The organism is Kitasatospora misakiensis (genome assembly GCF_042656005.1).
GTDB classification, from domain to species: domain Bacteria; phylum Actinomycetota; class Actinomycetes; order Streptomycetales; family Streptomycetaceae; genus Kitasatospora; species Kitasatospora misakiensis.
In genome coordinates, this window is record NZ_JBHSOF010000065.1 from 1 (window position 1) to 25,288 (window position 25,288).

27 protein-coding genes and 1 pseudogene are annotated in these 25,288 nt (G+C 74.8%); 13 read left to right on the forward strand and 15 right to left on the reverse strand.

Going from position 1 to position 25,288, the window contains the following annotated elements; translation table 11 throughout:
* Nucleotides 1–302 precede the first annotated feature (302 nt).
* On the forward strand, nt 303–935 hold the full coding sequence (locus tag ACFP3U_RS32635; protein ID WP_380229364.1) for a DinB family protein: 633 nt from the start codon (nt 303–305) through the stop codon (nt 933–935).
* Between the two features lie 172 nt (nt 936–1,107).
* On the forward strand, nt 1,108–1,878 hold the full coding sequence (locus tag ACFP3U_RS32640) for a DeoR/GlpR family DNA-binding transcription regulator (RefSeq protein WP_380229400.1): 771 nt from the start codon (nt 1,108–1,110) through the stop codon (nt 1,876–1,878).
* A gap of 50 nt (nt 1,879–1,928) precedes the next feature.
* Here ACFP3U_RS32640 and ACFP3U_RS32645 read toward each other — a convergent pair whose 3' ends face one another.
* Complete coding sequence (locus tag ACFP3U_RS32645) at nt 1,929–3,155, reverse strand: RNA-guided endonuclease InsQ/TnpB family protein (RefSeq protein ID WP_380229401.1); 1,227 nt, start codon at nt 3,153–3,155, stop codon at nt 1,929–1,931.
* Between the two features lie 115 nt (nt 3,156–3,270).
* A complete protein-coding gene (locus ACFP3U_RS32650) occupies nt 3,271–4,251 on the reverse strand; it encodes a hypothetical protein (protein ID WP_380229365.1) in 981 nt (326 codons plus the stop codon).
* A gap of 245 nt (nt 4,252–4,496) precedes the next feature.
* Here ACFP3U_RS32650 and ACFP3U_RS32655 point away from each other — a divergent pair, with 245 nt between their 5' ends.
* Nucleotides 4,497–4,700, forward strand: coding sequence for an NPCBM/NEW2 domain-containing protein (locus ACFP3U_RS32655; RefSeq protein ID WP_380229366.1), 204 nt, complete (start codon nt 4,497–4,499; stop codon nt 4,698–4,700).
* Nucleotides 4,701–4,716: 16 nt separating this feature from the next.
* On the opposite strand, the gene ACFP3U_RS32660 is transcribed toward ACFP3U_RS32655, so the two are convergent.
* The 4 genes from ACFP3U_RS32660 to ACFP3U_RS32675 all read right to left on the reverse strand — a co-directional run bounded on the left by ACFP3U_RS32660 (nt 4,717) and on the right by ACFP3U_RS32675 (nt 7,686).
* Nucleotides 4,717–5,361 (reverse strand): hypothetical protein, encoded by a 645-nt coding sequence (locus ACFP3U_RS32660; protein WP_380229367.1) that lies wholly within the window; start codon nt 5,359–5,361, stop codon nt 4,717–4,719.
* A 171-nt stretch (nt 5,362–5,532) separates the two neighbouring features.
* Nucleotides 5,533–6,294, reverse strand: coding sequence for a hypothetical protein (locus ACFP3U_RS32665; RefSeq protein WP_380229368.1), 762 nt, complete (start codon nt 6,292–6,294; stop codon nt 5,533–5,535).
* Complete coding sequence (locus tag ACFP3U_RS32670) at nt 6,291–6,920, reverse strand: sigma-70 family RNA polymerase sigma factor (protein ID WP_380229369.1); 630 nt, start codon at nt 6,918–6,920, stop codon at nt 6,291–6,293. The genes ACFP3U_RS32665 and ACFP3U_RS32670 overlap by 4 nt, the downstream gene beginning before the upstream one ends.
* Nucleotides 6,921–7,251: 331 nt before the next feature.
* Entirely contained in the window at nt 7,252–7,686 is a 435-nt protein-coding gene (locus tag ACFP3U_RS32675; protein WP_380229370.1) for a CBS domain-containing protein, read from the reverse strand.
* A gap of 192 nt (nt 7,687–7,878) precedes the next feature.
* Between ACFP3U_RS32675 and ACFP3U_RS32680 the strand changes: the two genes are divergently transcribed.
* The 7 genes from ACFP3U_RS32680 to ACFP3U_RS32710 all read left to right on the forward strand — a co-directional run bounded on the left by ACFP3U_RS32680 (nt 7,879) and on the right by ACFP3U_RS32710 (nt 14,740).
* On the forward strand, nt 7,879–8,805 hold the full coding sequence (locus ACFP3U_RS32680; protein WP_380229371.1) for a helix-turn-helix domain-containing protein: 927 nt from the start codon (nt 7,879–7,881) through the stop codon (nt 8,803–8,805).
* Nucleotides 8,806–8,863: 58 nt separating this feature from the next.
* Nucleotides 8,864–9,334, forward strand: a complete 471-nt coding sequence (locus ACFP3U_RS32685; protein ID WP_380229372.1) for a VOC family protein — start codon at nt 8,864–8,866, stop codon at nt 9,332–9,334.
* A 3-nt stretch (nt 9,335–9,337) separates the two neighbouring features.
* Complete coding sequence (locus ACFP3U_RS32690) at nt 9,338–9,784, forward strand: MmcQ/YjbR family DNA-binding protein (protein ID WP_380229373.1); 447 nt, start codon at nt 9,338–9,340, stop codon at nt 9,782–9,784.
* A 49-nt stretch (nt 9,785–9,833) separates the two neighbouring features.
* The gene (locus tag ACFP3U_RS32695; protein WP_380229374.1) at nt 9,834–10,967 is read left to right on the forward strand and encodes a saccharopine dehydrogenase family protein; all 1,134 of its coding nucleotides are present in this window, start codon (nt 9,834–9,836) and stop codon (nt 10,965–10,967) included.
* Complete coding sequence (locus ACFP3U_RS32700; RefSeq protein ID WP_380229375.1) at nt 10,964–11,653, forward strand: TetR family transcriptional regulator; 690 nt, start codon at nt 10,964–10,966, stop codon at nt 11,651–11,653. The genes ACFP3U_RS32695 and ACFP3U_RS32700 overlap by 4 nt, the downstream gene beginning before the upstream one ends.
* Nucleotides 11,654–11,778: 125 nt before the next feature.
* The gene (gene ligD / locus ACFP3U_RS32705) at nt 11,779–13,674 is read left to right on the forward strand and encodes a non-homologous end-joining DNA ligase (protein WP_380229376.1); all 1,896 of its coding nucleotides are present in this window, start codon (nt 11,779–11,781) and stop codon (nt 13,672–13,674) included.
* A 37-nt stretch (nt 13,675–13,711) separates the two neighbouring features.
* On the forward strand, nt 13,712–14,740 hold the full coding sequence (locus ACFP3U_RS32710; protein ID WP_380229377.1) for a cyanobactin maturation protease PatG family protein: 1,029 nt from the start codon (nt 13,712–13,714) through the stop codon (nt 14,738–14,740).
* Nucleotides 14,741–14,782: 42 nt separating this feature from the next.
* Here the strand turns inward: ACFP3U_RS32710 and ACFP3U_RS32715 are convergent, their stop codons facing one another.
* From ACFP3U_RS32715 to ACFP3U_RS32730, 4 genes are all read right to left on the reverse strand, one after another.
* The gene (locus ACFP3U_RS32715; protein WP_380229378.1) at nt 14,783–15,418 is read right to left on the reverse strand and encodes a type 1 glutamine amidotransferase domain-containing protein; all 636 of its coding nucleotides are present in this window, start codon (nt 15,416–15,418) and stop codon (nt 14,783–14,785) included.
* A 6-nt stretch (nt 15,419–15,424) separates the two neighbouring features.
* The gene (locus ACFP3U_RS32720; RefSeq protein WP_380229380.1) at nt 15,425–15,880 is read right to left on the reverse strand and encodes a hypothetical protein; all 456 of its coding nucleotides are present in this window, start codon (nt 15,878–15,880) and stop codon (nt 15,425–15,427) included.
* On the reverse strand, nt 15,880–16,431 hold the full coding sequence (locus tag ACFP3U_RS32725) for a DUF3040 domain-containing protein (RefSeq protein ID WP_380229381.1): 552 nt from the start codon (nt 16,429–16,431) through the stop codon (nt 15,880–15,882). Before ACFP3U_RS32725 ends, ACFP3U_RS32720 begins: the two co-directional genes overlap by 1 nt.
* Nucleotides 16,432–16,501: 70 nt before the next feature.
* Nucleotides 16,502–16,954 (reverse strand): HAD family hydrolase, encoded by a 453-nt coding sequence (locus ACFP3U_RS32730; RefSeq protein ID WP_380229382.1) that lies wholly within the window; start codon nt 16,952–16,954, stop codon nt 16,502–16,504.
* A 255-nt stretch (nt 16,955–17,209) separates the two neighbouring features.
* Between ACFP3U_RS32730 and ACFP3U_RS32735 the strand changes: the two genes are divergently transcribed.
* Complete coding sequence (locus ACFP3U_RS32735) at nt 17,210–17,743, forward strand: GNAT family N-acetyltransferase (protein ID WP_380229383.1); 534 nt, start codon at nt 17,210–17,212, stop codon at nt 17,741–17,743.
* A gap of 125 nt (nt 17,744–17,868) precedes the next feature.
* On the opposite strand, the gene ACFP3U_RS32740 is transcribed toward ACFP3U_RS32735, so the two are convergent.
* On the reverse strand, nt 17,869–18,552 hold the full coding sequence (locus ACFP3U_RS32740; protein ID WP_380229385.1) for a TNT domain-containing protein: 684 nt from the start codon (nt 18,550–18,552) through the stop codon (nt 17,869–17,871).
* Nucleotides 18,553–18,953: 401 nt separating this feature from the next.
* Between ACFP3U_RS32740 and ACFP3U_RS32745 the strand changes: the two genes are divergently transcribed.
* On the forward strand, nt 18,954–19,343 hold the full coding sequence (locus tag ACFP3U_RS32745; RefSeq protein ID WP_380229387.1) for a hypothetical protein: 390 nt from the start codon (nt 18,954–18,956) through the stop codon (nt 19,341–19,343).
* A gap of 54 nt (nt 19,344–19,397) precedes the next feature.
* On the opposite strand, the gene ACFP3U_RS32750 is transcribed toward ACFP3U_RS32745, so the two are convergent.
* From ACFP3U_RS32750 to ACFP3U_RS32765, 4 genes and pseudogenes are all read right to left on the reverse strand, one after another.
* Nucleotides 19,398–20,852, reverse strand: coding sequence for a geranylgeranyl reductase family protein (locus ACFP3U_RS32750; protein WP_380229388.1), 1,455 nt, complete (start codon nt 20,850–20,852; stop codon nt 19,398–19,400).
* 248 nt (nt 20,853–21,100) lie between these two features.
* Nucleotides 21,101–21,789: pseudogene (locus tag ACFP3U_RS32755) on the reverse strand (calcium:cation antiporter).
* A 73-nt stretch (nt 21,790–21,862) separates the two neighbouring features.
* Nucleotides 21,863–23,497: a protein kinase domain-containing protein gene (locus tag ACFP3U_RS32760; protein WP_380229389.1), complete on the reverse strand. Its 1,635-nt coding sequence runs from the start codon at nt 23,495–23,497 to the stop codon at nt 21,863–21,865.
* Between the two features lie 7 nt (nt 23,498–23,504).
* Nucleotides 23,505–24,338: a serine/threonine protein kinase gene (locus tag ACFP3U_RS32765; RefSeq protein WP_380229390.1), complete on the reverse strand. Its 834-nt coding sequence runs from the start codon at nt 24,336–24,338 to the stop codon at nt 23,505–23,507.
* 315 nt (nt 24,339–24,653) lie between these two features.
* On the opposite strand from ACFP3U_RS32765, the gene ACFP3U_RS32770 reads away from it, so the two are divergent.
* Nucleotides 24,654–25,085 carry a hypothetical protein gene (locus tag ACFP3U_RS32770; protein ID WP_380229391.1) on the forward strand — a complete coding sequence of 144 codons (432 nt, stop codon included), beginning with the start codon at nt 24,654–24,656 and terminating at the stop codon, nt 25,083–25,085.
* The last annotated feature ends 203 nt before the right edge of the window (nt 25,086–25,288 follow it).

A 25,288-nucleotide genomic window follows, 5' to 3' on the forward strand; every position in this document is an offset into this window, starting at 1 on the left:
CCAGGGCCCCGGCGCCTGGCCCGTCTGCTCCGTCAAGGCCGGCCTCACCAAGTAACACCCCCGCCCCGAACCCCGGGGACGCACCACGACACACGCCGCTGCACCCGGCCAAGCCCACCAAGGGCCCACCCGGCGTCCAGCGGCGTCGTGCGTTCCCCGGCCAGGCACGTCCCGGCCTCCCCGGGCCGGTGGAAAAGGCGTGGCCGGACGATCACCGGTGTGGCAGGGTGCGGGCGAGCGGGCCGGGGACGTCCGGCGCCGCCCGCGCGCGCCCGCATCCGGGCCACCGAAGGAGCGTCCCGATGACCCTGCCGGCCCGACTGGTCCCCTTGCTCGACACCTTCGACTTTGGACGCAAGCGCCTCGCCGACCGGCTGGCCGGGCCCGTGGTGGACAGCGGCAACGGCACCGACGTCCCGGTCGGTCCGCTGACCGACGAGGAGTACCTCTGGGAGCCGGTCCCCGACTGCTGGTCGGTCCGGCGGCACGCGGACGGCCCCGGCGAGCGGGCCACCCGCCTGGACGGCTCCGGCCCGTGGGGCCGGGACGCCGCGCCGCACCCGCATCCGGTGCCGCCGCCGTTCACCACGCTGGCCTGGCGCCTGACCCACCTCACCGAACTGCTGGCGCTACGCGCCGACCACACCACCGGCACCCGCACCCTGACCAGGGAGGACTTCCCGGTGCCCGGCGACGCGACCACCGCACTCAAGGCCTTCGACGCCGCCGCGGACGCCTGGCGGGCGACCCTGCTCACCGCCGACGACGCCGTACTCGACACCGTCGGGCACAGCGCGTACCCGTACGGCGGCGATGCGGAGGAGCGCTTCGTCGACGTCGTGTGGTGGGTCAACCAGGAGCTCCTCCACCACGGCGCGGAGATCGCCCTGCTCCGCGACCTCCACCTGCACCACCACCGGGCCCGCCCGGCGTAGATCCCTGCCCCGCCGGACATCCGGTGCGTGCCGGCTCCGGACGCGGCAGTCGGCCGTATGCGGTCGGCCAGTATCCTTTACGGACTGTCGGGTCTGATGGCGTACCAGGATGAGGGACGAGGGGAGTGCATCTGTGGCTGACACCGGGCTGCTGGCCCACCAGCGGCAGGCGATGATCGCCGAGATGGTGCGCCGCAGCGGAGCCGTGCGCGTCGCCGAGCTGGTCGACCAGTTGGGCGTGTCGGACATGACCGTGCGGCGCGATCTCGACGCCCTGGAGCGTTCGGGCGTGGTCAAGAAGGTGCACGGCGGCGCCGTCGCGGCCTCGGGCACCGCGATCGACGAGCCGGGTTTCGAGGCCAAGTCGAGCCTGGAGTCGACCGCGAAGGCCGCCGTGGCCGAGGCCGCCGCCACCCTGGTCGAGCCGGGCAGCGTGGTCGCCGTCGCGGCGGGCACCACCGCCTACGCGGTCGCGGCACGGCTGCTGCACATCCCCCGCCTGACCGTCGTCACCAACTCACTGCCGGTCGCGGAGCTGATCCGCTCGGCGGGCGAGGAGTACGGGGCGGGCGCGCCCTCGCTGCTGCTGACCGGTGGCTCGCCCACGCCCTCGGCGGCACTGGTCGGCCCGCTGGCCGACCAGGCGGTCCGCTCCCTCCACGTCGACCTGCTGATCCTGGGGGCCCACGGGGTCTCCGAGAAGGCCGGTCTGACCACGCCCAACCTCGCCGAGGCGCAGACCAACCGGACCCTCGTCGCCTCCGCGCGCCGGGTCGCCGTGGTGGCCGACCACACCAAGTGGGGTGTGGTCGCACTCAGCGGGTTCGCCGCGCTCGACGAGATCGACGTGTTCGTCACCGATTCGGCGCTGAACGCCCAGGCCCGGGCGGCCCTGGCGGAGGCCGTCGGGGAACTCGTCGTCGCCCCGGTCCCGGAGGCCTGACGACCCGTCGCGCGGGTCGGTAGCCGGGTCATTGACTTCCGCTCCCCGCCCTAAGGGGCGGGGATTCCTACCACGGTCGTCTGACCGTCTCGGTGGGTTCCTGCTTCTTCGCGCCGTGCCGGTACACGTACCGGTCTTACCCGCGCTCGACAGGCTGATACCGCCAGTCCGGCGGCCTTGGCTATGTTGACGGCGGCGTTGATGTCCCGGTCCAGCCACCATCCGCACGCCTGGCACTGCCAGACGCGGACGTTCAGCGGCTTGGGGCCGTCCTTGACGCCGCAGTGGGAACACACCTGACTGGTCGGCTCGAACCGGCCGATCCGGATCAGGGTCCGGCCGTACTTGGCGGCCTTGTACTCCAGCATGGTGACGAACGCCGACCATCCGGCGTCGTGCACGGACTTGGCCAGCCTGGTGCGGGCGAGTCCCTTGACCGCCAGGTCCTCCACCGCGATCGCTTGGTTCTCGCGGATCAGTTCGGTGGAGAGCTGGTGGTGGAACTCGCGCCGGGCGTCGGCCACCCGTGCGTGGTTGCGAGCGACCTTGCGACGGGCCTTCTCGCGGTTCTTGCCGCCCTTGGCCTTGCGGGACAGGGCCCGCTGTGCGCGCTTGAGCTTCTTCTCCGCGCGGCGCAGGAACCTCGGACTGTCGATCCTCCGGCCGTCGGACAGGACGGCGAAGTGGGTCAGTCCGAGGTCGATACCGACCATGGTGTCCGATTCCGGCATCCGGGCAAGGTCGGCGGCCGGGTCGGTCTCCACCACGAACGAGGCGAAGTACCGTCCGGCGGCGTCCTTGACCACGGTCACCGTGGACGGCACCGACGGCAGCACGCGGGACCACTTCACCCGCACGTCACCGATCTTCGGCAACGTGAGGTCACCGCCCGGCGTGATCTTCCAGCGGGCGTTCGCGGTGAAGCGGATCGCCTGCCGGGTGTCCTTGCGGCTCTTGAACCGGGGCGCACCCATGCGGGGGCGCTTTCCCTTGAGTCCGTCGAAGAGGTTGCGGTACGCGGTGTCCAGGTCCCGCAACGACTGTTGCAGGACCACGGCGGACACCTCACCGAGCCAGGAACGGGCCTCGGTTCTCTTCGCCTCCGTCAGCGCCTTCGACAACACCCCGGACGGGACGAACGGCAGCCCTGCCGCGCGGGCTTCCTCACGGGCCCGCAAGCCGTCGTTGTACGCCACCCGCGCACACCCGAACGCGCGGGCCAGCGCCGAACGCTGAGGCCCGTTCGGGTAGAGGCGGAAGGAGTACCGGAGCTGCATGACGATCAACCTAGCCGAGGGCACTGACAACAGTGCGGGAGGCTGCGAACGCACACATCACGACAGGGTTCAGAATCGCTTCACCACCAGGCAGAAGCCAGCCCCGGTAGCCAGGTCAGTAGCCGCCGAACCCTCCCCAGGAGTGGCCGCCCCCGAACCCTCCGGTGCCGCCCATCCCGGTGCCGCCGTAGGTCTGCCGGGGGCCGGAGCTGCGCGTCCCCGGCGGCACGAAGACCGCCCGGGGACCCTCCGGACCGGCCAGCCAGCGGCTGCCGGCCAGATCGCACCACCACTCCAGGAAGGTGATGCGCACCTCCCGGGCCAGGCAGTCCGCCTCCGTCGCTGCCCTGGCGCGCTCGTCCCAGCGCAGCTCCACGGGGCTCTCGGCGGCCTGGGTCGTCAGGGCGTTCAGCGCCTCCGCCAACTCACGCCCGGTCAGCGGCTCCCGGCCGTCCGGCAGCTGATCCTCCCCGGCATCCGGCGTGTCGGACGTGTCCGGCAGATCGACGCGCCGGACGAGGACCGGCTCCCCCGCCCCGGCCGCCCGGTACCGCCAGACCCGGCGGAGGGCCAGCTCGTCGAGGACGGCCCGACGGTGCCGGGTCACCCGCGCCTCGGCCTCCAGTGCCGCCCGGCGGGCCGCACTCGCCTCGGCCACCCTCAGCGCGACCTCCTCCCGCACCGGCCGGTACTCCTCGGTGGCCCGCGCCACCTCCAGCGCCAGGATCTGCTGGGCGCGCGCCGACCGTTCGGTGACCCGCCGTTCCCACCCGGGCAGGCGGCGCGGACGGACGATGCCGTACCGGGAGCCCCGGCCGGTGGCGAGATCGATCTCGATCATGGTGCCGCCGTGCGCCCAGTAGAAGTCCTCCAGCGCCCGGGACAGCCGCGCCAGGCAGGCGAGGGCGGCGACTTCCCAGCGTTCGTGCTCGGCCGGCGAACAGGGCAGCGGCTCGCCCCGGCCGTCCAGTATCCGGTACACCGCCACGTGCTCCGGCAGCACCACCGAGGGGTCCGGCCGGTACCTCGCGCCGCCGATCCCGGCCACGTCGAGCCGCACCTCGTCCAGCGACACCCCGGTCCACTTCCTGGTCACCGCCGCGCCCTCCCGTCCCGTCGGCGGACGGTGACCCACCGGTCGGAGCCGAACGGCCCGCACCCGGGCGGTCACCCGCCACGACCGGACACCTGCCCGCCGGGCCGGTCCCGTACACGCCGCGCCGGAGCGGATCCTGCGGGTGCTACCCGGGCAGGCCGACCGCGCGCTCGCCGGAGCGGGACAGCTGGATGACCACCGCGACCACCAGCAGGGAACCCTGGGCGACGTTCTGCCAGAAGGAGTTGTCGTACGCCAAGGGTCTGGGCGTCAACGCCTTCAGCGAGATCGTCTACTACCTCGGCGGCTCCTGCTCCACGCTCCGCACCGACGTCGGCATCGACGCCGAGGCGCAGGGCCGGGGTTCGCTGCGGCTCGTGGTGACGGACGGCGGCGACGGCACCACCAGCGACCACGCCGACTGGGCCGCCCCGGTACTCACCTGCTGACCCCCGCGGGCGCGACTCATGGGTGACCGTGGGCGTGCCCGCTCGGAGTTATGGGCGGCCGGGAGGCACGTGCCTCCCGGCCCACTCCACCCCGGTCCTCCGCCGCCGACAGTTCGGCGACGCGCTCCGCGTACCTCGCCAGCCGCTCGTGCGACTCCTCCAGCCGCGCCCGCGCCTCCCGCTCCCGCACCGCCACCCCGGCCAACGACAGCGCCAGGACCATCCCGAGTCCGAACACCAGCACGCCCGACACGTACACCGACCGCACCCACCACTCCGGCACCAGGACGGTCAGGCCCACCGTCAGCAACCCGACGCACCCGGCGGCGCAGCCGAGCGCGACCCGCCTCCCGAGCGCCGGATAGGCGGTGAACGGCACCAGGACGAACAGCGCCCACGCCACCCCTGAGCCGTCCACCACCGCGACCGCCGTGAACAGCACACCCCGCGCGACCAGCAGCGGCACCGCGGGCAGCCGGTCGGCCGGCGCCCGACCCGGACCCGGTGCCTCCAGCGCGAGCAGCGCCAGCATCCCCGCGGCGAAGACCGTGAGCCGGGCCCCGCCGAACTCCTCGACGGCGACCGCCGCATGGTAGAGGCCACCGACCAGGACCACCGTGCAGAGCACGGGCGGAATCAATCGCACTGCACGCTGTTCCATCCATCCTCCCCGCCGCCCCGACCGGGCCCACCCCGGTCACGCCGGAGACCGTACCCGGATTGCCGGCCGCCTCCCCTCCCGAGTCGAAAGACATGCCGAAAGTCAGGGATGCCCACGGGCAGAGCCTCACCGCCATGTGCCGATCGGCAGTTCCCGTCCCCGGCGGGGCGGCTATGGCAGGGCGGGGCGGCAGCAGGGGCCGGTGTGGTGGCGGTGGACTGCTCCGGCGAGGGGGGCGGGGTCGATGGCGGGGGTGCGGCCGAAGTCCGGGTCGCGGGTGGTTGGCAGGGCCGCCAGGGCCTGGCGGACGCCGGCGCAGAGGCCGTGGGTGGGTTGGAAGCCGTCGTGGGCGGCGAGGACCGCCGAACGGATGTCCTGGAGGCCCACGAGCTGGCCGGCCTGGTCCTGCCAGTGCCGTGCCTCCCGTTGGTCGCCGCGGCCTGCGGACAGCAGGGCGAGGGCGTAGGCGGCCTGGAAGGATCCGGCTCCGGCGGCCAGTTGCCACCATGTCCGGGGCCCGTCCGCCAGTGACCGGCGGATCGTCGCGCCGTCCTCGTCGTCGCCCTCGTGGACGGCGAGGTGGCACAACGCGCCGAGGACGAGCGCACCGTGCGGTTCGATCGCCGGGGTGTCGGCAAGTGCCGCGATCCACCGCGGTGCCCGGGCGTCCTCCACCACGAGGTGGCAGAGCGCCAGCAGCTCGAATCGCGTGCGGTCCAGACGCGCCGCCACCGACCGCGAGGGCTCCGCGCCGGTCCGCAGCGCGAGGCGTGCCGCGATCCGCGTCGGCGCGTCGTCCAGGGAGGCGGAGGCCCGGCTCCGGCCCTCGGCCGGCAGGCGGGCGTCCGCGAGCGGTGCCCAGGCCGGTCCCGGGTGCGCGGCCCCGCGGACGGAGTCGGTCGGTGTGTCGACGGCGCCGTGGATGTCGATCACTGTTCCTCCGCCTTCTCGGCGCTCTGTTCGTCCAGACCCAGCACCGAGGCCAGTTGGCGGCGGGCGTCACGGCGCAGGCTGTACACGCCGCCCTTGGTGATCCCCATGATCCGTGCGGCGGTGACGATCGGGTAGTCGAGCACGTAGGTCAGGACGACCACGTCGTGCTGTCTCTCCGGCAGGTCGCCGATCGCCGCGAACAGGCCGATCCCGCTCTCCAGCGCCCGGAACGCCTCCAGGGCGTCGGCCTTGGCGAAGGCGAACGCGGCGGTCGTGAAGGCCGACGGCCGGCCGAGTCGCTCCAGGGCGTCGTCGACCGTCGCCCGCAGCACACCCCAGCAGAACTCCCCCACGTTCTCCTGGCGCAGCACCAAGTCCCAGTGGGTGGCGAGGTCCGCGAAGACGTCGTCGACCAGGCCGTCGGTGGCACCGGCGTCGCCGAGGTGCAGGTGCGCGTACTTCCAGTACGCCTCGCCGTGCATCACCATCAGCGCGACCAGGTCGTTGGGCAGCGAGGTGTCCGCCGTGAGGCCCCCGACCACGGCCTCGGGAGGGTCCTGGTGGGCCTGGGGGCTCGGCGCATCATCGTACGCATCAGCGCGACCGCCGCCGTCGATCCCGACCATGTGTCTTCCGTCCCGCCCCAACCCCCGGGCCGACCGTCGGTCCGGGCCTCAAGGCCTGTTCGGGAACAGGAAAGCGGCTGCACACCCCGCATCCGCGGACCAGGCGGAACTTGAACGGATCTGCTGGAAGACCACGCATCATGACCGATTGATCCGCACACAGCCCGATCATTCGATCACCGAGCACCCCGGTCCGATCGCCGCTCCCACCGAGGCCGGGGACGGGCGCGGATTCGGGTTCGGGCGCCCACGGTGAGGACCCTCGCGTGGGTTGGCGCGAGGGTCCTCACGGGACGAGGCCGGCGGACCGACTCTCAGGTCCCTGGTGGGGTCACCGCTTCATGTAGACGCTGTCCATGAAGTCGATGATCTGCTGGTCCGTCAGGCGCTGGCCGTCGCGGTGGCCCATTGCCAGGTCGGCTTCGCTGATCATGCCGACCAGGCGGTCATTGTCGATGACCGGGATGCGGCGGATCTGGTGCTGCTCCATCTTGTGGAGCACGGCGTCCATGGTGTCGTCGGCGTGGACGCAGTGCAGGTGGCCGGCCAGTTCCATGGCCTTCATGGTGGCCGGGTCCCGCCCCTCGGCGATACATCGAACGATGATGTCGCGGTCGGTGATGATGCCCTTCAGCTTCTGGTCGTCGCCGCAGATCGGGAGCGCACCGACGTTCATGTCGCGCATCATCCGGGCGGCATCGGCGAGGCTCTGGTCGGCAGCGACACACTGGGCGCCGGTGTGCATGATCTCGCGGGCAGTAGTCATGGGGACTCCTCCTCAGGGTCTCCCCCCGAGCACCGGGTGTTCCGGTGCGCCCACCCTATGCACGGTGCCGACGGTCCGCGAGCGGATCCCCGCCGGCGGCTACGCGCGGTTACGGTTCGAGACGCGGGAAGGCGTCCGGGGAGACGTCCGGGGACGCCTCCGCCGAGGGTTCCGCCGGACGATACTGGGGGCGTGACGGAGCAGTTCGCCGCAGTGCCCGGCGAGGTGACGGTCGCACCCGAGCTGGTCGACGAGTTGGTCGACGAGGCGGTCCGGGTGCGGCCCGCGACGGCGCTGCGCCCCTATGTGGCCTGGTACTCGGGTTACCGCCAGCGTGGCCTGCCGCCCGCCCTGCACCGGGGCCTGCCGTCCCCGTACCTGACGTTCATCCTGACCCTGGACGAGCCGCTCACCATGGCGGGCCACCCGGACCCGGCGCAAGCACCCGGCCGGTTCGTCACGCTGCTCGGCGGTCTGCACACGGCGCCGGCGCTGATCAGCCACGACGGTCGGCAGTCCGGCATCCAGGTCGCCGTCCACCCGCTGGCGGCGCGGGCGCTGTTCGGGCTGCCGGCCGGGGAACTGGCCGAGTTGGACGTCCCGGCGGAGGCGGTGCTCGGAGCGGTGGCGGAACGGCTCCAGGAGGCCGTGCGGCAGGCACCCACCTGGCCGGAGCGGTTCGCGGCGCTGGACGGCGAACTGCTGCGGCTCGCGCAGCCGTCCGGCCGGGTGCCGCCGGAGGTGGTGCGGGCCTGGTACGCGCTCCGGCGCAGCGGTGGGGCGCTGCCGGTGGCCGCGCTCGCCCGGGAGGCCGGGTGGAGCGGCCGGCACCTGCAGGACCGGTTCCGCCGGGAGACCGGCCTCACCCCGAAGGCCGCCGCCCGGGTGATCCGGTTCGACCGGGCCCGGCGGGTGCTGGCCGCGCCCGGTCCGGTTCCCCGCTTGGCGGAGCTCGCGGCGTGCTGCGGGTACTTCGACCAGGCCCACCTCGCACGCGAGTTCCGCACGCTGGCGGGGTGCGCGCCGACGGTCTGGCTCGCCGAGGAGGGGCCGGACGCGGCGAAGTTCCGAAACTTCCAAGGCGAGGCCACCGGGCCCGGGCCAGAGTGGGAGGCATGACGGCGGACCGGCCGGGCCCCATCCGGGCCGGTCGCCACGATCCGAGGAGGTAGCGGCCATGGCCCCCGATGCCGCAGGCACCAATAGCAGTGACAGAGCGAGCAATGACAGCGCGAACCCGCCGGCTCCGCAGGTCTGGCCCAGTCTGCGGGCCCGCGACGCCCGGGCGCTGATCCGCTTCCTGTCGGAGGCGTTCGGCTTCGAGGAGGTCGTCGCCTACGGCGAGGGCGAGTTCGTGGCCCATGCCGAGCTGGCGTGGCCGGAGGGCGGCGGGATCATGCTGGGCTCCGACCGGCCGGCGCCCGAGGGCGGTGAGCCCTGGCCGGGCGGTCCCGGGACGTTCACCGCCTATGTGGTGACGGCGGACCCGGACGGCCTGCACGCGCGGGCGGTCGCCGCCGGGGCGCGGATCACCACCGCGCCGTTCGACACGGACTACGGCTCGCGCGACTTCGCCGCCGCCGACCCTGAGGGCAACCGCTGGTACTTCGGCACCTATCCGGGTGCTCCTCGGCCCTCGGCGGGCTGAGCTGTGGGCTCCTCCGAACGAAAGGCCGAGACGCCGACCGACGGAGCGGCGCCCGACGGAGCGCCGGCCCTGGACCGGCTGCGGGCCGTCTGCCTGGCGCTGCCCGAGGTGGCGGAGCGGGTCAGCCACGGCGAGCCGACCTGGTTCGCGGGCCCGGGCCGCCGGGCCCGGGCCGCCGGGCGCGGGCCGCCGGGCGCGGGCCGCCGGGCGCGGGTGTTCGTGATGCTCGCGGACCACCACCACGACGACCGCCTCGCGTTCTGGTGCCCGGCGGCGGCCGGCGCGCAGGAGTTCCTGGTCACCGAGGAGCCGGAGCGCTTCTTCCGCCCGCCCTACGTCGGCCACCGGGGTTGGATCGGCGTCCGCCTCGACGTCCCGCCGGTGGACTGGGAGCGGATCGAGGACCTGGTCGCGGACGCGCACGCCCTGGTGACCGGCCGGGGGCGCTGACTCGCCGCCTTGACGCGATTTTTAGGTCACCTGACCTATTTTTCCTTCCATGACCGCCTCCAAGAACACCCCCGCCGCTACCGACGCCGACGCGCTCACCCACGACCCCGGGGGACCGGTCCTGCTGGTCGGCGGGTACGGGACGGTCGGCGGCGAACTCGCCCGGATGGTCGCGGCCGAGCACCCCGTCCTGCTCACCGGCCGGTCCGAGCAGCGCGGGGCGGCCCTCGTCCGCGAACTCGGCGGCGCCCCGCACGCCGCCGTCCGCCGCTGGGACCTCGCCGACCCGGCGCCCTTCACCGCAGCGGTGCGCGCCGTCGTCGGCGTGGTCAACGACCCCGACGACCGGGCCCTGCGGGCGGCCGTCCTCGGCGGCGTGCCGTACGTGGACGTGACCCGCTGGACCGTCCGGCTCCAGCGGGCCGCCACGGTGACCGCGCTGCTGCGCCCGACGGCGCCGGTGCTGCTCTCCTCCGCCTGGATGGGCGGCGTGGTCGGCCTGGTCGCGGCCGCGCTGGCGGAGCGGCTCGGCGGGGCGGAGCGGGTCGAGACCGCCATCCGCTGGGACCTCGCCGACCGGGCGGGCGCGGACTCCGTCGAGTTCATGGACCGGCTGGGGCTGGATTACGAGGTGATCCGCGACGGTCGGCGCCGCACGGTGACCCCGCTGAGCGACGCGCACACCGTCCGGATCGGCGAGTACGCCACCCGGGTGGCCCGGATCGACACGCCCGAGCAGTTCACCCTTCCGCTCACCCTCGGCACCACGACCGCCACCACCCGGATCGGCTTCAGCTCCGGCCTCGGCACCCGGGCCCTGCTGACCGCCAAGCACGCCGGCTTCTTCCGGTGGGGCCGGGGCGACCGCTGGCAGTCCGCCCGCCGCGCGCTGCTGTACTCCCCCGGGGCGGGCGGCACCGCACTGCTGCGGGTCGATGTCGGGCACGGGGGTCGCGCGCTCACCGCGATCCTCGCGGACCGCGCGGGCCAGGCCCACCTCACCGCCGTCGGCGGCCTGCTCGCCCTCCGCCGCGCGCTCGGCACCGACGGGGCGGCGGCGGCACCGGCCGGCATCTCCTTCCCGGAGCAGACGCCCCGGGCGGCCCACGTCCTGGCCGGTCTCGCCGCGCACGGTGTCACGGTCGACATCCGCCCCGCCGCGAGCTTGGATGCTGCCGCATGAGCACCGCACCCGAACCCGACGCATCAACGGACCGCGCCCGGGCCGCCGGGGGCGCCTCACCACCCGTGCCCGCCGCCGGCGGGGCGGCGCCGGGGCGGGGGCGGAAGGGGGCGGAGCGGCGGGAGGCTCTGCTGGACGCGGCCGAGGAAGTCCTGGTCGCCGAGGGCGGGCCGGAGTGGACGATGCGGGCCGTGGCCGCGGCGGCGGGGGTCCGGCTGGGCCACCTCCAGTACTACTTCCCCACCCATGCGGAGCTGGTGGCGGCCGTGCTGGACCGGGTGCTGCGGCGGTCGGCGGAACGTCTGGCGCCGTTGCTCGCCGCCGAGCCCGACACGCCGGAGGACAGGGCCGGCGACCGGGCCGCCCAGGTGGTCGCGGCGCTGCTGGCCGAGCAGGAGGACGCCCGGCTGATGCGGCTGTTCGTCGAGGTGTGGGCGCTCGCGGCCCGGGACGCGGCGGTGGCGGCGGCCGTTCGGGGGTTCTACGGCGACTACCGGGAACAGGTCGCCGCGTTCCTCGCCCGGCGTCGGCCCGAACTCCCGGAGGACGTGCGGCGGGCCCGGGCCGGGGTGTTCGTGATGCTGATCGAGGGCTCCTCGCTGTTCCGGTCCGGTGTGGCGGGCGGGCGCGATCCCGGCACCGACGAGGCACTGGTGCGCACCGCGCTCGACCTGCTCGGACCGTGACCCGGCCGGTCGCAGCAGCGCTCACCGGGACGGCTCGCGCCGTGCCCTCGCCGCGGGCAGACTGGCCACGACGGGCCCGGTGGACCCGGGCCGGGTCCCGGACGTGCGCAGCCTCGGAGGCGGCGATGCCGCAGATGGTGGTCGACGGGCGCACTCTCGCGCTCTCGCATCTGGACAAGGTGTACTACCCGCAGACCGGCACCCTCAAGGGCGAGGTGCTGCGCTACTACGCCGCCGTCCACGCCGCCCTGCTGCCGCACCTGCGCGACCGTCCGGTGTCCTTCCTGCGCTGCCCGGACGGCGTGGCGGCCGAGGTGTTCGTGGCCAAGAACCCGCCGCCCGGGACGCCCGGCTGGGTCCGCACGGTGGAGGTGCCGAGCAGCAGCGGTGAGCTGCGCCAGGTGGTGCTGGAGGACGGCGCCGCGCTGCTCTCGGTCGTGAACCTGGGCTGTCTGGAACTGCACGTGCCGCAGTGGCACGCCGCCGCGCCCGGGCTGGCCGACCGCTTGGTGCTGGACCTCGACCCGGGTGCGGGGGCGGACGTCCTCACCTGCCGCACGGTGGCCGGGATGCTGCGCGAACGGCTCTCGGCGGACGGTCTGGAGGCGTGGGTGAAGACCTCCGGCGGCAAGGGCCTCCATCTGCTGGTGCCGCTGGAGCCCACGCCGAGTGCCCGGGTCTCGGCCTATGCGAAGGCGCTGGCGGCCGAGTTGGAGGCGGCCCACCCGGAGCTGGTCGTGCACACCATGGCGAAGGCCCGCCGCACCGGGCGGGTGCTGGTCGACTGGTCGCAGAACGCGGCGAAGAAGACCACCGCCGCCCCGTACACCGTGCGGGCGCGGGAGCGGCCGACGGTGTCGACACCGTTGTCCTGGGCGGAGCTGGACGAGGCGGGGTCGGCGGAGGAGCTGACGTTCACCGTCGCCGAGGTGCCGGAGCGGCTGACGGCCCGCGGCGACCTGCTCGAACCGCTGCTCGACCCGGCGCGCGCCCACCCGTTGCCCGCCGCCACCGCGCCCCGGGCGCCGGGTCGGACGCCGGTCGCGCCCCCCACGCCGCCCGCAGTCGGGGAACGCCCGGGCAGCGACCATGCGGAAAGGGGCACCGGCGCCGCCGCCCCGGCCGGGGGCCGTGACCCGGTGGTCCTGTCACCCCCGGTGGAGGTGATGCGCCCGGCCGCCGTGTCCGCCGTGCCGCCGGCCGACGGCCTCGGCGGCGGCGGGGTGCTGTACGAGCTGAAGCTGGACGGCTTCCGCTGCGTGGCCTTCGCCCGGGGGCCGACCCGCCCGCCGTTCCTCCAGTCCCGCTCCGGGCGGGACTTCACCGCCGAGTTCCCGCCGATCGCCTCCGCCGTCGCCCGGCTGCCCGCCGGGCTGGTGCTGGACGCGGAGCTGGTCGCCTGGCGCGGCGGCCGGTTCGCCTTCGAGGAGTTGCTGCGGACCCGGCAGGCCCGCGCCGCCGAGGACGTCGCGCTGGGGTTGATCGCCTTCGACGTGCTCGCGCTGCCCGGCCGCGATGTCCGGGGCCTGCCCCTGACCGACCGGCGACGGCTGCTGCTGGCCGCGCTGGCCGAGGTGCCGCCCCCGGTCCAACCGGTGCTGGCGACCACCGACCGGGCCGAGGCGCTGGCCTGGATGGACCAGCTGGCCGACACCGGGGTGGAGGGGCTGGTCTGCAAGGCGGCCGGGTCGGCGTACCGGCCGCGCGGGGCGGGGCGGGTCTGGGTGAAGTACCGGCGCGGCGACACCGTGGACGCGACCGTGCGCGCCGTCACCGGACGGCCCTCCCGGCCGCGCGCGGTGGTCCTGGAACTCGACGACGGGCGGGTGCTGCTCTCCTCCCCGCCGTTGTCGCCGTTCCAGTCCCGGCAGGTGGCGGAGCTGGCGGCCGGACGGCTCGGCGCGCCGGTCCACGATCCGCAGTACGGCGACGTCCGGCCGCTGACCGCCCCGCTGCGGGCCGAGGTGACCGTGACCGGCCGGCCCCCGACGGCGCTCTTCGTCCGGCTGCGCGGGGACTGAGACCGGCGTCCGCACCCCTCCCGAGGAGGCTCCCACCATGGACAGCAATCCCGCCACCGACCCGGACCTCACCGGCCCGGAACCCAGCAGCACCGCGATGGAGCCCGTGTACGCGGTCGGCCGGATCGGCGTCGACTTCGGGTCGGAGGCCCGCCGGGACGGCTTCCGCCTGCGGATGGACACCGCTCCGGGCGCGCCGCCCCCGGATCCCGAGGACCCCCGGCAGTTGCACGACCACCTCGTCCGCACCCCGTGGGCCTCGAACAAGCTGATCTGGACGCTCGCCGTCGACAGCACCGGCAACACACCGGTCTACGCCCTGGAGGCGGAGCCCACCGTCGGACTGGAGTGGCCCGGCGCCGAACTCCTGGCGCAGGCACTCACCCACCCCACCAACGCGCCCGACCTGCTGCGCCGGATCGCCGCCGCCCCGCCGGTACACCCCGTCCACCGGGCGCTGCACGACGCGCTGCTCGGCCGGTCGCTCCCGGCCCGGGACCCGGACCGCGTCACCCGGCTCTCCGTACCGGGGCGGCTGACCGGGCGGTCCGCCTGGCTGTTCTCCGGCCAGGTCGTGCCGGTGGTCGAGGTGAGCACCGTCGGACTCGCCCGGTGGACCGAAGCCCGGCTCACCGCAGCGGCCCTGGACGTCGTCGAACGGGCGGCCGTCGAAGGAGGAGCGCTCGACCGCGAACGCGCCGGCGAGCACGTCCGCGCGCTGCTGGACAAGGTGTACCTCCACTTCCGCAACCCCGGCCGGAGCGCCGCCGAGCGGGCCCTGAACCACGCCGGGACGCTGGCCTTCTGCTCCGGCGACCGGCTCGGCGAGGCCCTGCTCCCCGGCGGGCCGGTCCCCGACGGGTCCGGGGAGCGGCTCTGCACGCTCGACTCGATCACCGTCGCCAGAACTCCGTACTGCCGGGCGGGCTCGGACTGCCAGGACGTCATGGTCCGGTTCCTCGACCCGGCGGAGGGGCGGCGCACCGCGGTCACCTACGTGTACACGTTCGACGTCGGCGACGACCTGCCGGTCTCCCTCGCGCCGGTCCACCGGTTCCTCGGCTGACCACCGGCTCCCCGGCGGGACCACGGCGGGAGGACGACGGCACTACTCCGCCGTCGTGTGGCGGGACGGGGCGGCCTCGTGCGCGACGGGCCAGGGCGGGTGCGGGTGCTCGGCCGGCCGGGTGTGCGCGAACTCCGTCACCAGGGCCTCGGTGAAGGACGGCAGGTCGCGCGGGCGGCGGCTGGAGACCAGCACGCCGGGGCCGTCCCGGCAGACGTGGACCGGCTCGTCGACCCAGTAGGCGCCCGCGTTCACCAGGTCGGTGCGGATGCTCGGCCAGGAGGTGAGGGTGCGTCCGCGCACCGCGTCCGCCTCGATGAGCGTCCACGCGCCGTGGCAGATCACCGCCACCGGCCGACCGGTGGCGGACAGCTCGTGGACGAAGGCGACGGCGGCGCGGTCGAGCCGCAGGGCGTCGGGGTTGGCGACGCCGCCGGGCAGCACCAGCGCGTCGTAGGCGTCCCGGTGCGCCACGCCGACCACGTCGTCGACCGGGAAGGTGTCCGCCCGGTCCAGGTGCCGGAACGCCTGGACGCGTCCGGGCCGGGTGGACACCAGCCGCGGGGTGCCGCCCGCCTCGGCGACGGCCTGCCAGGGGACGGTGAGTTCCACCTGCTCGGCGCCCTCGGGGGCGACCAGGAAGGCGACGGTGCGGCCGGTGAGGACGACCAGTGGCATCGGCTTTCACCCCGTTCGGCGCGCGGCCCCCGGGGCGTAGTGGGCGTCCAGGGCGGCACGGCTCGCCGCCGTCAGGCCCTGAACCCCGTCGCGCCTGGCGTCCCCGTCGGGCCCGTCTACCTGGTGGGCCCCCTCGACCCCGTGGACGCGTCGGCCCCGCAGCCCTGCGGGCTCGCCGCCGGTCCGATCGACGGCGGAGGGCGGCGGGGCCGAACGGACCCGGGCGCGCGGGCAGTCGAGGTGGACGACCAGCTCCAGGTGGTCGATCCGGGCGACCAGCCCGACCGGGACCAGGATCGGGGCGCCCGGCACCCACGGCCGGGTGTCCACCAGCAGGTGGTCCCCGGCGTCCTGGTCGACATGGCCGAGCGGACCGTCGGTCGCCTCGACGTCGTAGCCGACCAGGGTGAGGTCGGCGGCATGATGGGAGCCCGGGCGGTACTCCCACAGGTCGAGTGCCATCACGCCTCCGGGTGGTCCCACGGACGGCGTTCGCGGCGGCCCCGTCCGCCGGGCTCGTCGCCCTGGTCGTCGGCCCGGCCGTCGCCCTGCTCACCATCCCGGTCCCGGTACGCGCCCCAGCCCGGGTGCCGGCCGGGGTCCGGATCCGCGGGGAACGACGGGTGCCGCCGGGCGCCCGGCTCCCGGTAGCCGCCGTCCGGCAGGCCGTCGACCGGCTCCGCGCGGTGCCGCCGGTGGCGGCGCAGCAGGGCCGACAGGCCGGCCGCGAGCGCGACGCTGCCGACCCACACGGCGGCCGTGGCGATCGCCACGACGGTGGTCGGCCTGCGCACCGCGATGCTGAGGCAGATCGCCGCCATCACCAGTGCCGTCATCAGCACACCGGTCGGCAGCCGGTGGCCGAGGCCGCGCAGCGCGTTCCAGAGCCGCCTCGGCCGCTCCGCGGCGCCCATGGTGCTCAACCGCCGGTCGAGGCGGGTGTCCCGGCGGAGATCGCACTCGATCTCGTCGAGAAGTCGCCGCTCCCGTCCGCTCAAAGCGGGTCCGTCCATCTCGGTCACCTCCGGCACGTCCGGTGACGCCGTCCTCTCGTCCCGGGCGGGTGCCCGGGTGGGGTGTGTGCTAACCGCTCCGGCCCGCGAGGGCGGTGGAGGCGGTCGGACGGTGGTCGCCGAACGCCCGCGGACGGGCGAGCAGGCTGTCGTCCAGCACACGCAACAGGGCCGCGGCGTCGCGGTGCACCTCGACGGCGCCCGCCGCACGCAGCTCCGCGGCGGTCGCGCCGCCGCCGAGCACGGCGACACAGGGCACTCCGGCCCGGCGCGCGGCCCGTACCTCGGAAGCGCTCCCGGCGACGAACACGGCGTGCTCCGTCGTGCCGTCCACCAGGTCGAGGGCGGCCCGGACCGGGTCGCGACCCGGATCGGTCACGGTGAGTGCCGGGGTTCCGGGCGGGCCGGGGGCGATCAGGACCACCGTCCAGCCCCGGGCGGCGCACTCGCGCAGCAGGTCGGCGGAGCCGGGTGACGCCGCACGCCAATCGGCCCCGAAGAGTGCCGCCGAGACGACCGTCATGGCCCACCGTTCCCGTTCCGCACCACGCACCGGCGCGCCCTTCCAGGTTAGGCCCGTGCCCCCGCCTCCGCCCGGTGCGGCAACCGTGGAACGCCGCCGGGCCGAGCCGGCGGAGGAGCAGCCGGCAGGACGGCGCGGGCACCCGGTCACTCACCCTGCGTGACGATCCGCAGTGGTCGGAGCCTTCGGGAACCGTCCGAGGGCCGGTGGCCGAATCCGCTCGGTGCCGCCGCCCGGCCGTGCCACGATCGGGCCATGGTCACTTTGGTCATCACCCACACCTCCGCACTGGACGACGCCACTCGGGAAGCCGCACGGGCCCTGCTGGTCGAGGCCTTCCCCGACTTGACCGAGGAGGACTGGGAGCACGGGCTGGGCGGAATGCACGCGCTGCTCCGGGAGAGCGGGGGAGCGCTGATCGGCCACGCGTCGGTCGTCCAGCGCCAGCTGGTGCACGGCGGGCGGGCGCTGCGCACGGGGTACGTGGAGAACGTCGTGGTGCGCGCGGACCGGCGCGGGCGCGGGCACGGCGCGGCGCTGATGGCGGCCCTGGAGGAGGTGGTCCGGGGCGGTTACCAGGCGGGGGCGCTGTGCTCGGCGGACGACGCGGTGGGCTTCTACGCGGCGCGCGGCTGGCGGCTGTGGGAAGGGCCGCTCGCCGCACTGACGCCGCGCGGGCCGGAGCCGACGCCGGACGACGAGGGCGAGGTGTTCGTGCTGCCCGGCTCAGTGCCGCTGGACCTCGGCGGGCAGTTGGTGTGCGACTGGCGCGCGGGCGACGTCTGGTGACCGGCCGGGCCCGGAGGCGGCGCCGTCGCGCCGGGCGCTGATGGCGTCTCACCCGGGTTGGGACCCCAGCTCGAACCCGGGCCGGGGACTCAGCCCCGGCCCGGGCCCACGGCTCGGATCCGGGCTCAGATCCGGGCGAGGTAGCCGTTGTCGACGAGCCAGAGCACGTTCAGGCGCGCCGGACCGTTCGGGACGAGCGCGGCGTCGAGCTGGTACTGGAGGCCGTAACCGGGCTGGCCGAACCACGGGGCGATCGGACCGGCGTGCACGGCGAACGGCTTGATCACCTTGTAGTCGTGGTAGTTGCAGCTCGGGGCCGGGGTGCTGTCGAGGCTCTGCGGCGGGATCGAGCGGCTGGCGTACGGCAGGCCCTCGGGGGCGAGGAACGAGCCGTACTCGCTGCCGTAGCGGTCGATCCGCTGGTTCGGGTAGAGGGTGATCTCGAACTCGATCGGGGTGCCGTCGGGCAGGGTGACGTAGCCGTTGGCGGGCGGGTAGATCCAGCCCGGCTTCCCGTTGTTGGCGGTGGGGCTGTAGTAGGTGTCGAGGAACTTCTCGGTGCTGAGGTTGCCGGTGCGCCGGTAGCCGATCAGCTCGCGGCCCACCGGGCCGGTGGTCGGCAGGTTCGCGGGGCCGAGGCGGGGGTCGCCCTGCAGGTCGGCCTCGGAGCACTCGTCGGACGGGGTGGCGGCCGCCGCCCCGATGGCGGGCGGGGCGGCCGGGGTCGCGCCCGCGGCGAGGGCCGGGGCGGTCGGGGCGAGCAGGGCGACGACCGCGGCGAGCGGCACGGCGAGCAGGCGAAGGCGCACGTTGTCTCCGTCGTGAGGTGGTGGCAGGGCGGCGGGGGCGGGCGAGGGGTCGCCGGCCGCTCCGCGGTGTGCCCGGGTCGGAGCGTGACTCGTCACCCTCCGTGTCCGGTTGCCACCAGGCAAGCGGATCAGCTGACCCCGCGTCAACTTCTCCGGCCCGTGAACAAACCGGAGCCCCCGATTTCGGCCAACCCGCGCACGGCGAACGCCGGGGGCGCGCAGACTGGAGGGTCACGCCCCCAGACTCGGGCCGGAACAGCCCTCGTAACCAGCGGCGGACCGTGACCGTGCCGACGCGGAGCGCATTCGTTCCATTGACAGTCCGTCAGACCGGGCCCGATCCTCGCCGGTACGGCCCCGGCCACCGGTCAGGGCCGCTCGACGACCGGGGGTGGTCAGCGATGACGGACCAGTGGGCAGCGCGGCGGATGCCGACGGCGGTCAGGTGGGCGGTCGCGGGCGTCTGGGTGCACGCCGCACTCAGCGGGTTCACGGGCCTCATGCTGCTCGCGGCCCTCGGCCGGAACCAGGCCGGGGAGGTCGCGCCGGTCCGGTTCATCGCGATGACCTCCGTCCTGATGGGCCTGCTGCTCGGCACCTGCGCCGGCCTGGCCTCCCGCCGGGCGGGCTGGACCAGGACCACCGTGGTCGTCATCGAGGCGCTCTCGGTGGCGACCGCCGCCCTGCTGCTGATGACCGGCTCGCCGGCCGCCCTCACCGGGATCGCCCTCGGCGCCTTCGTCCTCCGGGCGTTCCTCTCCCCCGACGGGCGCGCCTGGTTCAACGACTAGGCGCGCCCGTCGGGGAACTGCATCGGAGCCTCCGGGGGCCGACCGGCCCGGGTGTCAGCCCCGGCTGCTGGGGGCCAGGCGGCCGAGGACGTGCAGCAGGCGGTCCAGCGCGTCGCGGGAGTTGGGCTCGGTCAGGTTGACCATCAGCCGGAACGCCGCCTTCAGCACTGCCGGGTTGCCCAGGCCGGCCGCGCCGGCGGCGCCGAGCAGGCGCGGACGGCTCAGGGCGGCGGCGGTGAGCCGGCCGAGTGCGAAGTAGCCGTCGTAGGCGGCGCGCAGCGCCTGCGGGTAGGCGCGCAGGGCCAGGTCGCGGCCCCGGTCGGTGCGGCGGGCCAGGGCCTGGACGATCGTCTCGGCGGCGTAGCGGCCGGACTCCATCGCGTAGGCGATGCCCTCGCCGGTGGCCGGGCTGACCGTGCCGCCCGCGTCGCCGATCAGCAACAGGCCGTCGGCGTAGTGGGGTTGGCGGTTGAGCCCCATCGGCAGGGCGGAGCCGCGGATGGGCTCGGTGACGGCCTCGGGGCTGTAGCCGTACTCGGCGGGCAGGCCGTCGCACCAGCGGCGGAGCAGGTCCTTCCAGTCCACCTCGCCGGGCACGGCGCCGGTGTCGACGACGCCCAGGCCGACGTTGGCGGTGCCGTCGCCCATGCCGAACACCCAGGCGTAGCCGGGCAGGAGGCGACGGGCCGGGTCGGTCGGGTGGCGCAGGTCGAGCCAGGCCTCCAGGTAACGGTCCTCGTGGCGCGGGGTGGTGAAGTAGGTGCGGTAGGCGACGCCCATCGCGCGGTCGGTCCGGCGGTAGCGCTTCATCGCCAGGGAGAGCCGGGTGGAGTTGCCGTCGGCGGCCACCACCAGGGGCGCGTGGTAGGCGACGGGGCGGCGCTCCTCGCCGAGGCGGGCGGTGACGCCCGTGATTCGGCCGGTCCGCTCGTCGAGCAACGGGCCCGCCACGTTGGCCCGTTCGACCAGGCGGGCGCCGGCCGCGGCGGCGCGGCGGGCGAGCAGTTCGTCGAAGTCGGCGCGGCGGCGGACCAGTCCGAAGGCCGGGTAGGCGGACAGTTCCGGCCAGTCGAGTTCCAGTCGCCGCCCGCCCGCGACGATCCGCAGCCCGCGGTTGTGCAGCCAGCCGGCGGATTCGGAGACGTCGATGCCGAGGTCGATCAACTGCCGTACGGCGCGCGGGGTGAGGCCGTCGCCGCAGACCTTCTCGCGGGGGAAGGCGGACTTCTCCAGCAGGAGGACGTCCAGGCCGGTGCGGGCCAGGTGGTAGGCGGCGGTGGAGCCGGCGGGGCCCGCGCCGACCACGATCACGTCGGCCGTGTCCACGTCGTTCCCGGAGGCGGAGGCAGCGGCAGCCGCCGGTTCGGCGGCACCGGACGGCCCGGACGAATCAGGCGCCGAGGGCGACTTGGACAGGTCGGAAGGGCCGGAGGAGTCGGAGGGGTCGGACGGTCGGGCGGTGTCCGGGCGGGCGGGGCGGGTGGACGACTGCTGTGCTGGGCCGGGCATGCGACGCTCCCACGGGTGTCGGTCCTGCGGCGGACTCGGCGGATTCGGCGGACACCCGACGATATGGAGCATGCCCGTCGTGCCGCACCCGACACGCGGGCGCCTGGCGACACGCCCGGTGCCTCCGGACGGGTCCGCCACACCGTTCCCTCAGCCGCGAGTGACCGGATTCATTCGGTGGACCGGTCGGACAATCAGTTCTCCACTGCCATGAATCAGCCAGGCCTCGGGCGAACGAGGCGGCGGGCTCAGGGGTTGATCGCCAGCACCACGTACGCGGCCAGGATCGCCAAGTGCACCGCGCCCTGGAGCGGGGTCGCCCGGCGCGGGATGACCGTCAGGGTGCCGACCACGAGGGTGAGCGCCAGCAGCACCAGGTGCGAGGGGCCGAGGCCGAGCACCAGCGGCCCGGAGAGCCAGTGCGAGGCGACGGCTGGCCGGGCGCGAACTGCGGGCCGGCCGAGCTGGTGGTGAAGGTCGGCAGGACGAGGCTCAGCGTGGCGAGGGTCCCGATGGTGGCCAGCGCCGCGCCTGTGCCCTCGGCGTTGAAGACCGCCGCCCGGTACTTGAAGGCCGCCGCCAGGATGGACAGGCCCAGGATGCCGTTGCAGGTGATCATCACCGCGGCGAACACGGTGTCCCGGGCGAGCGTCGCCGCCTTGTCCCCGCCGTCCGCCATCAGGGTCACGATCAGCGCGACCTCGATCACCGTCACCGCGACCGCGAGCACCAGGGAGCCGAACGGCTCCCCCACCCGGTGCGCCACCACCTCCGCGTGGTGCACGGCGGCGAGCACGGCGCCCGCCAGGAAGCAGGACACCACCCCCACCACCCAGCCGGGGAGATCGCGGTGCCAGGTCAGGACGAGGACCAGGAAGGCCAGCAGTGGCACGACGGTGGTCCACTGCGTGACGAGTGGTCGGAGCTTGGTGAACATGCCGCCGAGCATCCCATCCGGAACCATCGGTTCCGCTGTGACGCCGCCGGGGAGGCGGCGGATGCGGCCGACCTCATGGCCCCGCCACGCCACCCCCGCCGTACTCCGCGAGGTAGCCGAGGACGCGCGTGACGTGCGTGATCCACCGTGCGGGGACGCCGCGGGCCTCGGCGACGGTCTTCTCGCTCGACCGGTAGCCGGCCGTCACCAGGGCGGGCAGCTCGGCGGGCAGGTAGCCCTGCTCCTTGAACCGCTGGCCGAGCCAGCAGACGTAACCGCCCATCGCGGCGATCGCGTCGTCCGGGTCCAGATAGCTCTTGACGCCGTCGTGGTCGGCGTCCTGCGCCCAGGCGTTGAAGACCGAGGGCGTCCACATCGCCACGCCGTACTCCCCGGTGGCGGGGCGGGCCGCCGCCGGGTCGAAGCCCGACTCCGCCTTGAGCATCGCCGCCAGCAGCGCCGGCGTGATCTCGGCCTCTGGGCAGCGCCGGGCGGCGTCCTCGATCGGGCCGCGCAGCGCGGCGGGGACGTCGGCGTCGCGCGGGATCGCGCCGGGCCGGGCCGGCGGCGGCGCGGCCACGGTGGACGCGCCGACGGAGGGTTCGGGCGCGCCGGTGAGCTGGAGCAGGGCCGCGGCGCCGGTGAGCAGGACCGCCGCGCCGACGACGGGACGGCTCCGGCGGCGGCCCCGGCGGGGTACGCGCCCGGCGCCGGGCGTGTCGCCGCCGACGCCCGCGCCGACGCTCATACCCGCGCCCGCACCCGGTCCGCCGAGCGCGGTGGCGAGCAGCGCCGCGAGGTCCAGCTGCGCGCGCCGCTGCCGATCGGCCGTCAGACAGGCGGCGACCAGCGGACGCCACCGCTCGGGCAGCCCGGCGTCGAGGCGGAGCGGGGCGCTGCCGCGCGCGTAGGCCAGCGCGGCGAGCGAACGGGCGCGGGCGGTGGCGCCGAGGAAGGGGTGCAGCCCGCCGGTCAGCACCTGGTGGGCGAGTACGCCGTAGGCCCACAGGTCGGCGCTGGTCCGGAGCGCCACGCCGCGCGCGCCGGTCCGCTGGGACCACCACTCGGGCGGCACGTGGTCGGGCGAGCCGAGCGGCGGGGCGTAGGCGTGGGTGCCCTCCAGCTCCGCGGTCAGGCCGAAGTCCGCGAGTTTGGCGGTACCGTCGGGCATCAACAGGACGTTGCCGGGCTTGAGGTCGCCGTGCACCCAGCCGGCGGTGTGCATGTGGCGGAGCCCGGCGGCGATCTCGGCGAGGATCCGGTCGGCGTCCGGGGGCGGTTCCGGCGGCCTGGCGGCGGCGAGGACGTCCTGCAGGCTGCGAGCGGCGCGCTCCATCACCAGGACGACGGCGCCGTCGAGTTCGGGGTGGTCCGGGTCGGCGAGGGTGAGCACGGCGAGGGTGCGGATCAGGTGGGGGTGGTCGGCGCGGCGGCTGAACCGCATCTCGCTGCGGGCGACCTGGAGCACGGTGTGCCGCTGGCCCGGTCCGAGCCGCCCCGGGTGGAGGAACTTGACGGCCGCCACCTCGGGGAGCGGCCCGCCCGGTTCCTGCGGCGCCCGGTGGGCCGCGTAGACGCTGCCCCAGCCGCCGGCCCCGATCCGCTCGCCGATCCGGTAGCCCGCGACCGGGTAGCCCGGCGGCACCGCGAACGCCGGTTCGCCGCCGGGTGGTTCGGCCCAGGCGGCGTTCACCGCGGGTGGTGCCACGGCCCGGTCACCCGCCGCGCAGGGGCGGGAGCAGTGCCAGGTGCTCCTCCCGCACGAGGTCGAACCGCAGGGCCAGGGCCACGAGTTCCTCCCGCTTGCCGCCGGCTCCCCCGGGGTCGGCCGGCTCCGCCGGATCGCGCAGGCGGAGCTTGCTGCCGACCAGGTAGTCGATGTGGTAGTTGACCGCCGAGCGGGTGAGGTCGCGGCACGACGGCAGGCCGCGCAGCCGGGCCACCACCTCGGTCGCCCCCGGGACGGCCGCCGCCGAGGGCGAGCGCAGGCGGGGTTCGCAGAGCGCGAGCAGGACGAGGAAGTACTTGGCGGTCGGGTCCAGGGCGAACGGGCTGACCGTCAGTTCGCCGGCGGCCGGGCCCGGCGTGTCGTCGTCGCCCTCTCCCGTCGGTCCGCCTGCCAGATAGGCGTGTTGGGGCGCGAAGACCTTGAAGGCGACCGGCTCGCCGAGGGCCGGCAGCAGCACCCGGGAGAACTCGAACGGCACGGGCGCGCCGAGTCGGCCGGGCGCGACCTTGACGTGCTCGCCGGCGCCTTCGAGGTTCTCGACGACATACGTCGCGCTGGCACTGAAGTTGGAGAGCCGCCAGTAGTCCTCGGCGGCGGTGATCTCGCCGGCCCGGCGCGACACGCCCGGGTCGGGGATCGGCACGGCGAGCGGGTGGCCGGACTCGCCGCGCCCGAACTCGACACTGTCGCCCGGCCCGAGGTGCAGCAGGGTCGGACGGGCGGGCGGGGCGCTGCGGGGCGGGCGCGGCAGCCGGGCGAACCGGCGGTCGGCGCGGACGGGCGGACTGGGCTCGGGCAACTGCACGATGACCGTGTTCATCCGGGTCACCTCCGGGGGGGTCGGCCCGATAGTAGCCGCCCGAACGACCTGTCACCGATGCGCGACACGAACGAGTGAACGCCGCCTCGTCGCGGGCGAGTTGCACCGGATCAGCCGGGACCGCGAGCCGGGCGGCGGCACCGGTTCGTCGACGGATCGACACCTGACGGTGATCGCGAGGTCACTGGCGAGATTGCGAGGCGTAGTTGAACGGTCACCATGAGTGTGATGCAGCACACATAGGGCACGTCCATATTTTGTGCAAGACTCATCCCACAGAGTGGGATTCCCTTTCATTCCAAGGAGATTGACATCATGAACGCTCGGATCGCAGCTCTTATGGTCGCGGCGGCAGGGATCACGGCGGCCACCGCCCTTCCGGCCTCGGCCGTGACGGTCACGGCGGCGGGCACGACCGCAGGCACGACCGGGGCCGGGGCCGTCTCCTGTACGACGGTGCTGAACCAGCCGTGCGTCTGGCAGGAGAAGGACGGTGGAGGATTCGTCGGAATCGCCCAGGTCTCCGCCGAGCAGAACCAGTTGACGGTCGTCAAGGTCGAGGTACGCACCCAGCGCGCCTGGGGCAGCCCGTGGGTGCCGGCCGCCTCGGCCACCACCATCACCAGGGGTTCCGCCAAGGCGATAACGCCCCGCGTGGTCACCGAGGACCTCAAGATGATCTGCGCCACCGCCGGCCCGGCCCTGGAGGCCGCGCAGCAGGTGACCACCTGCACCTACCCCTTCTGACGCCCCGTCGGGCGAGGAGGGTGCGACCGGGCCGGGGCGCGCGCCCCGGCCCTTCTTCCCAGGTCGCACCCACCCCGCTCCCACCAGCAAGCACTCAGGATGCTCCCAGCCGTCGCACAGGCCACCACCCCGTCGGCAAATGCGCCAACCTCCCCGCAAAGCCCGTTGGCGGCGTACAACACGGGTCGGAGCATGGGTTTTTG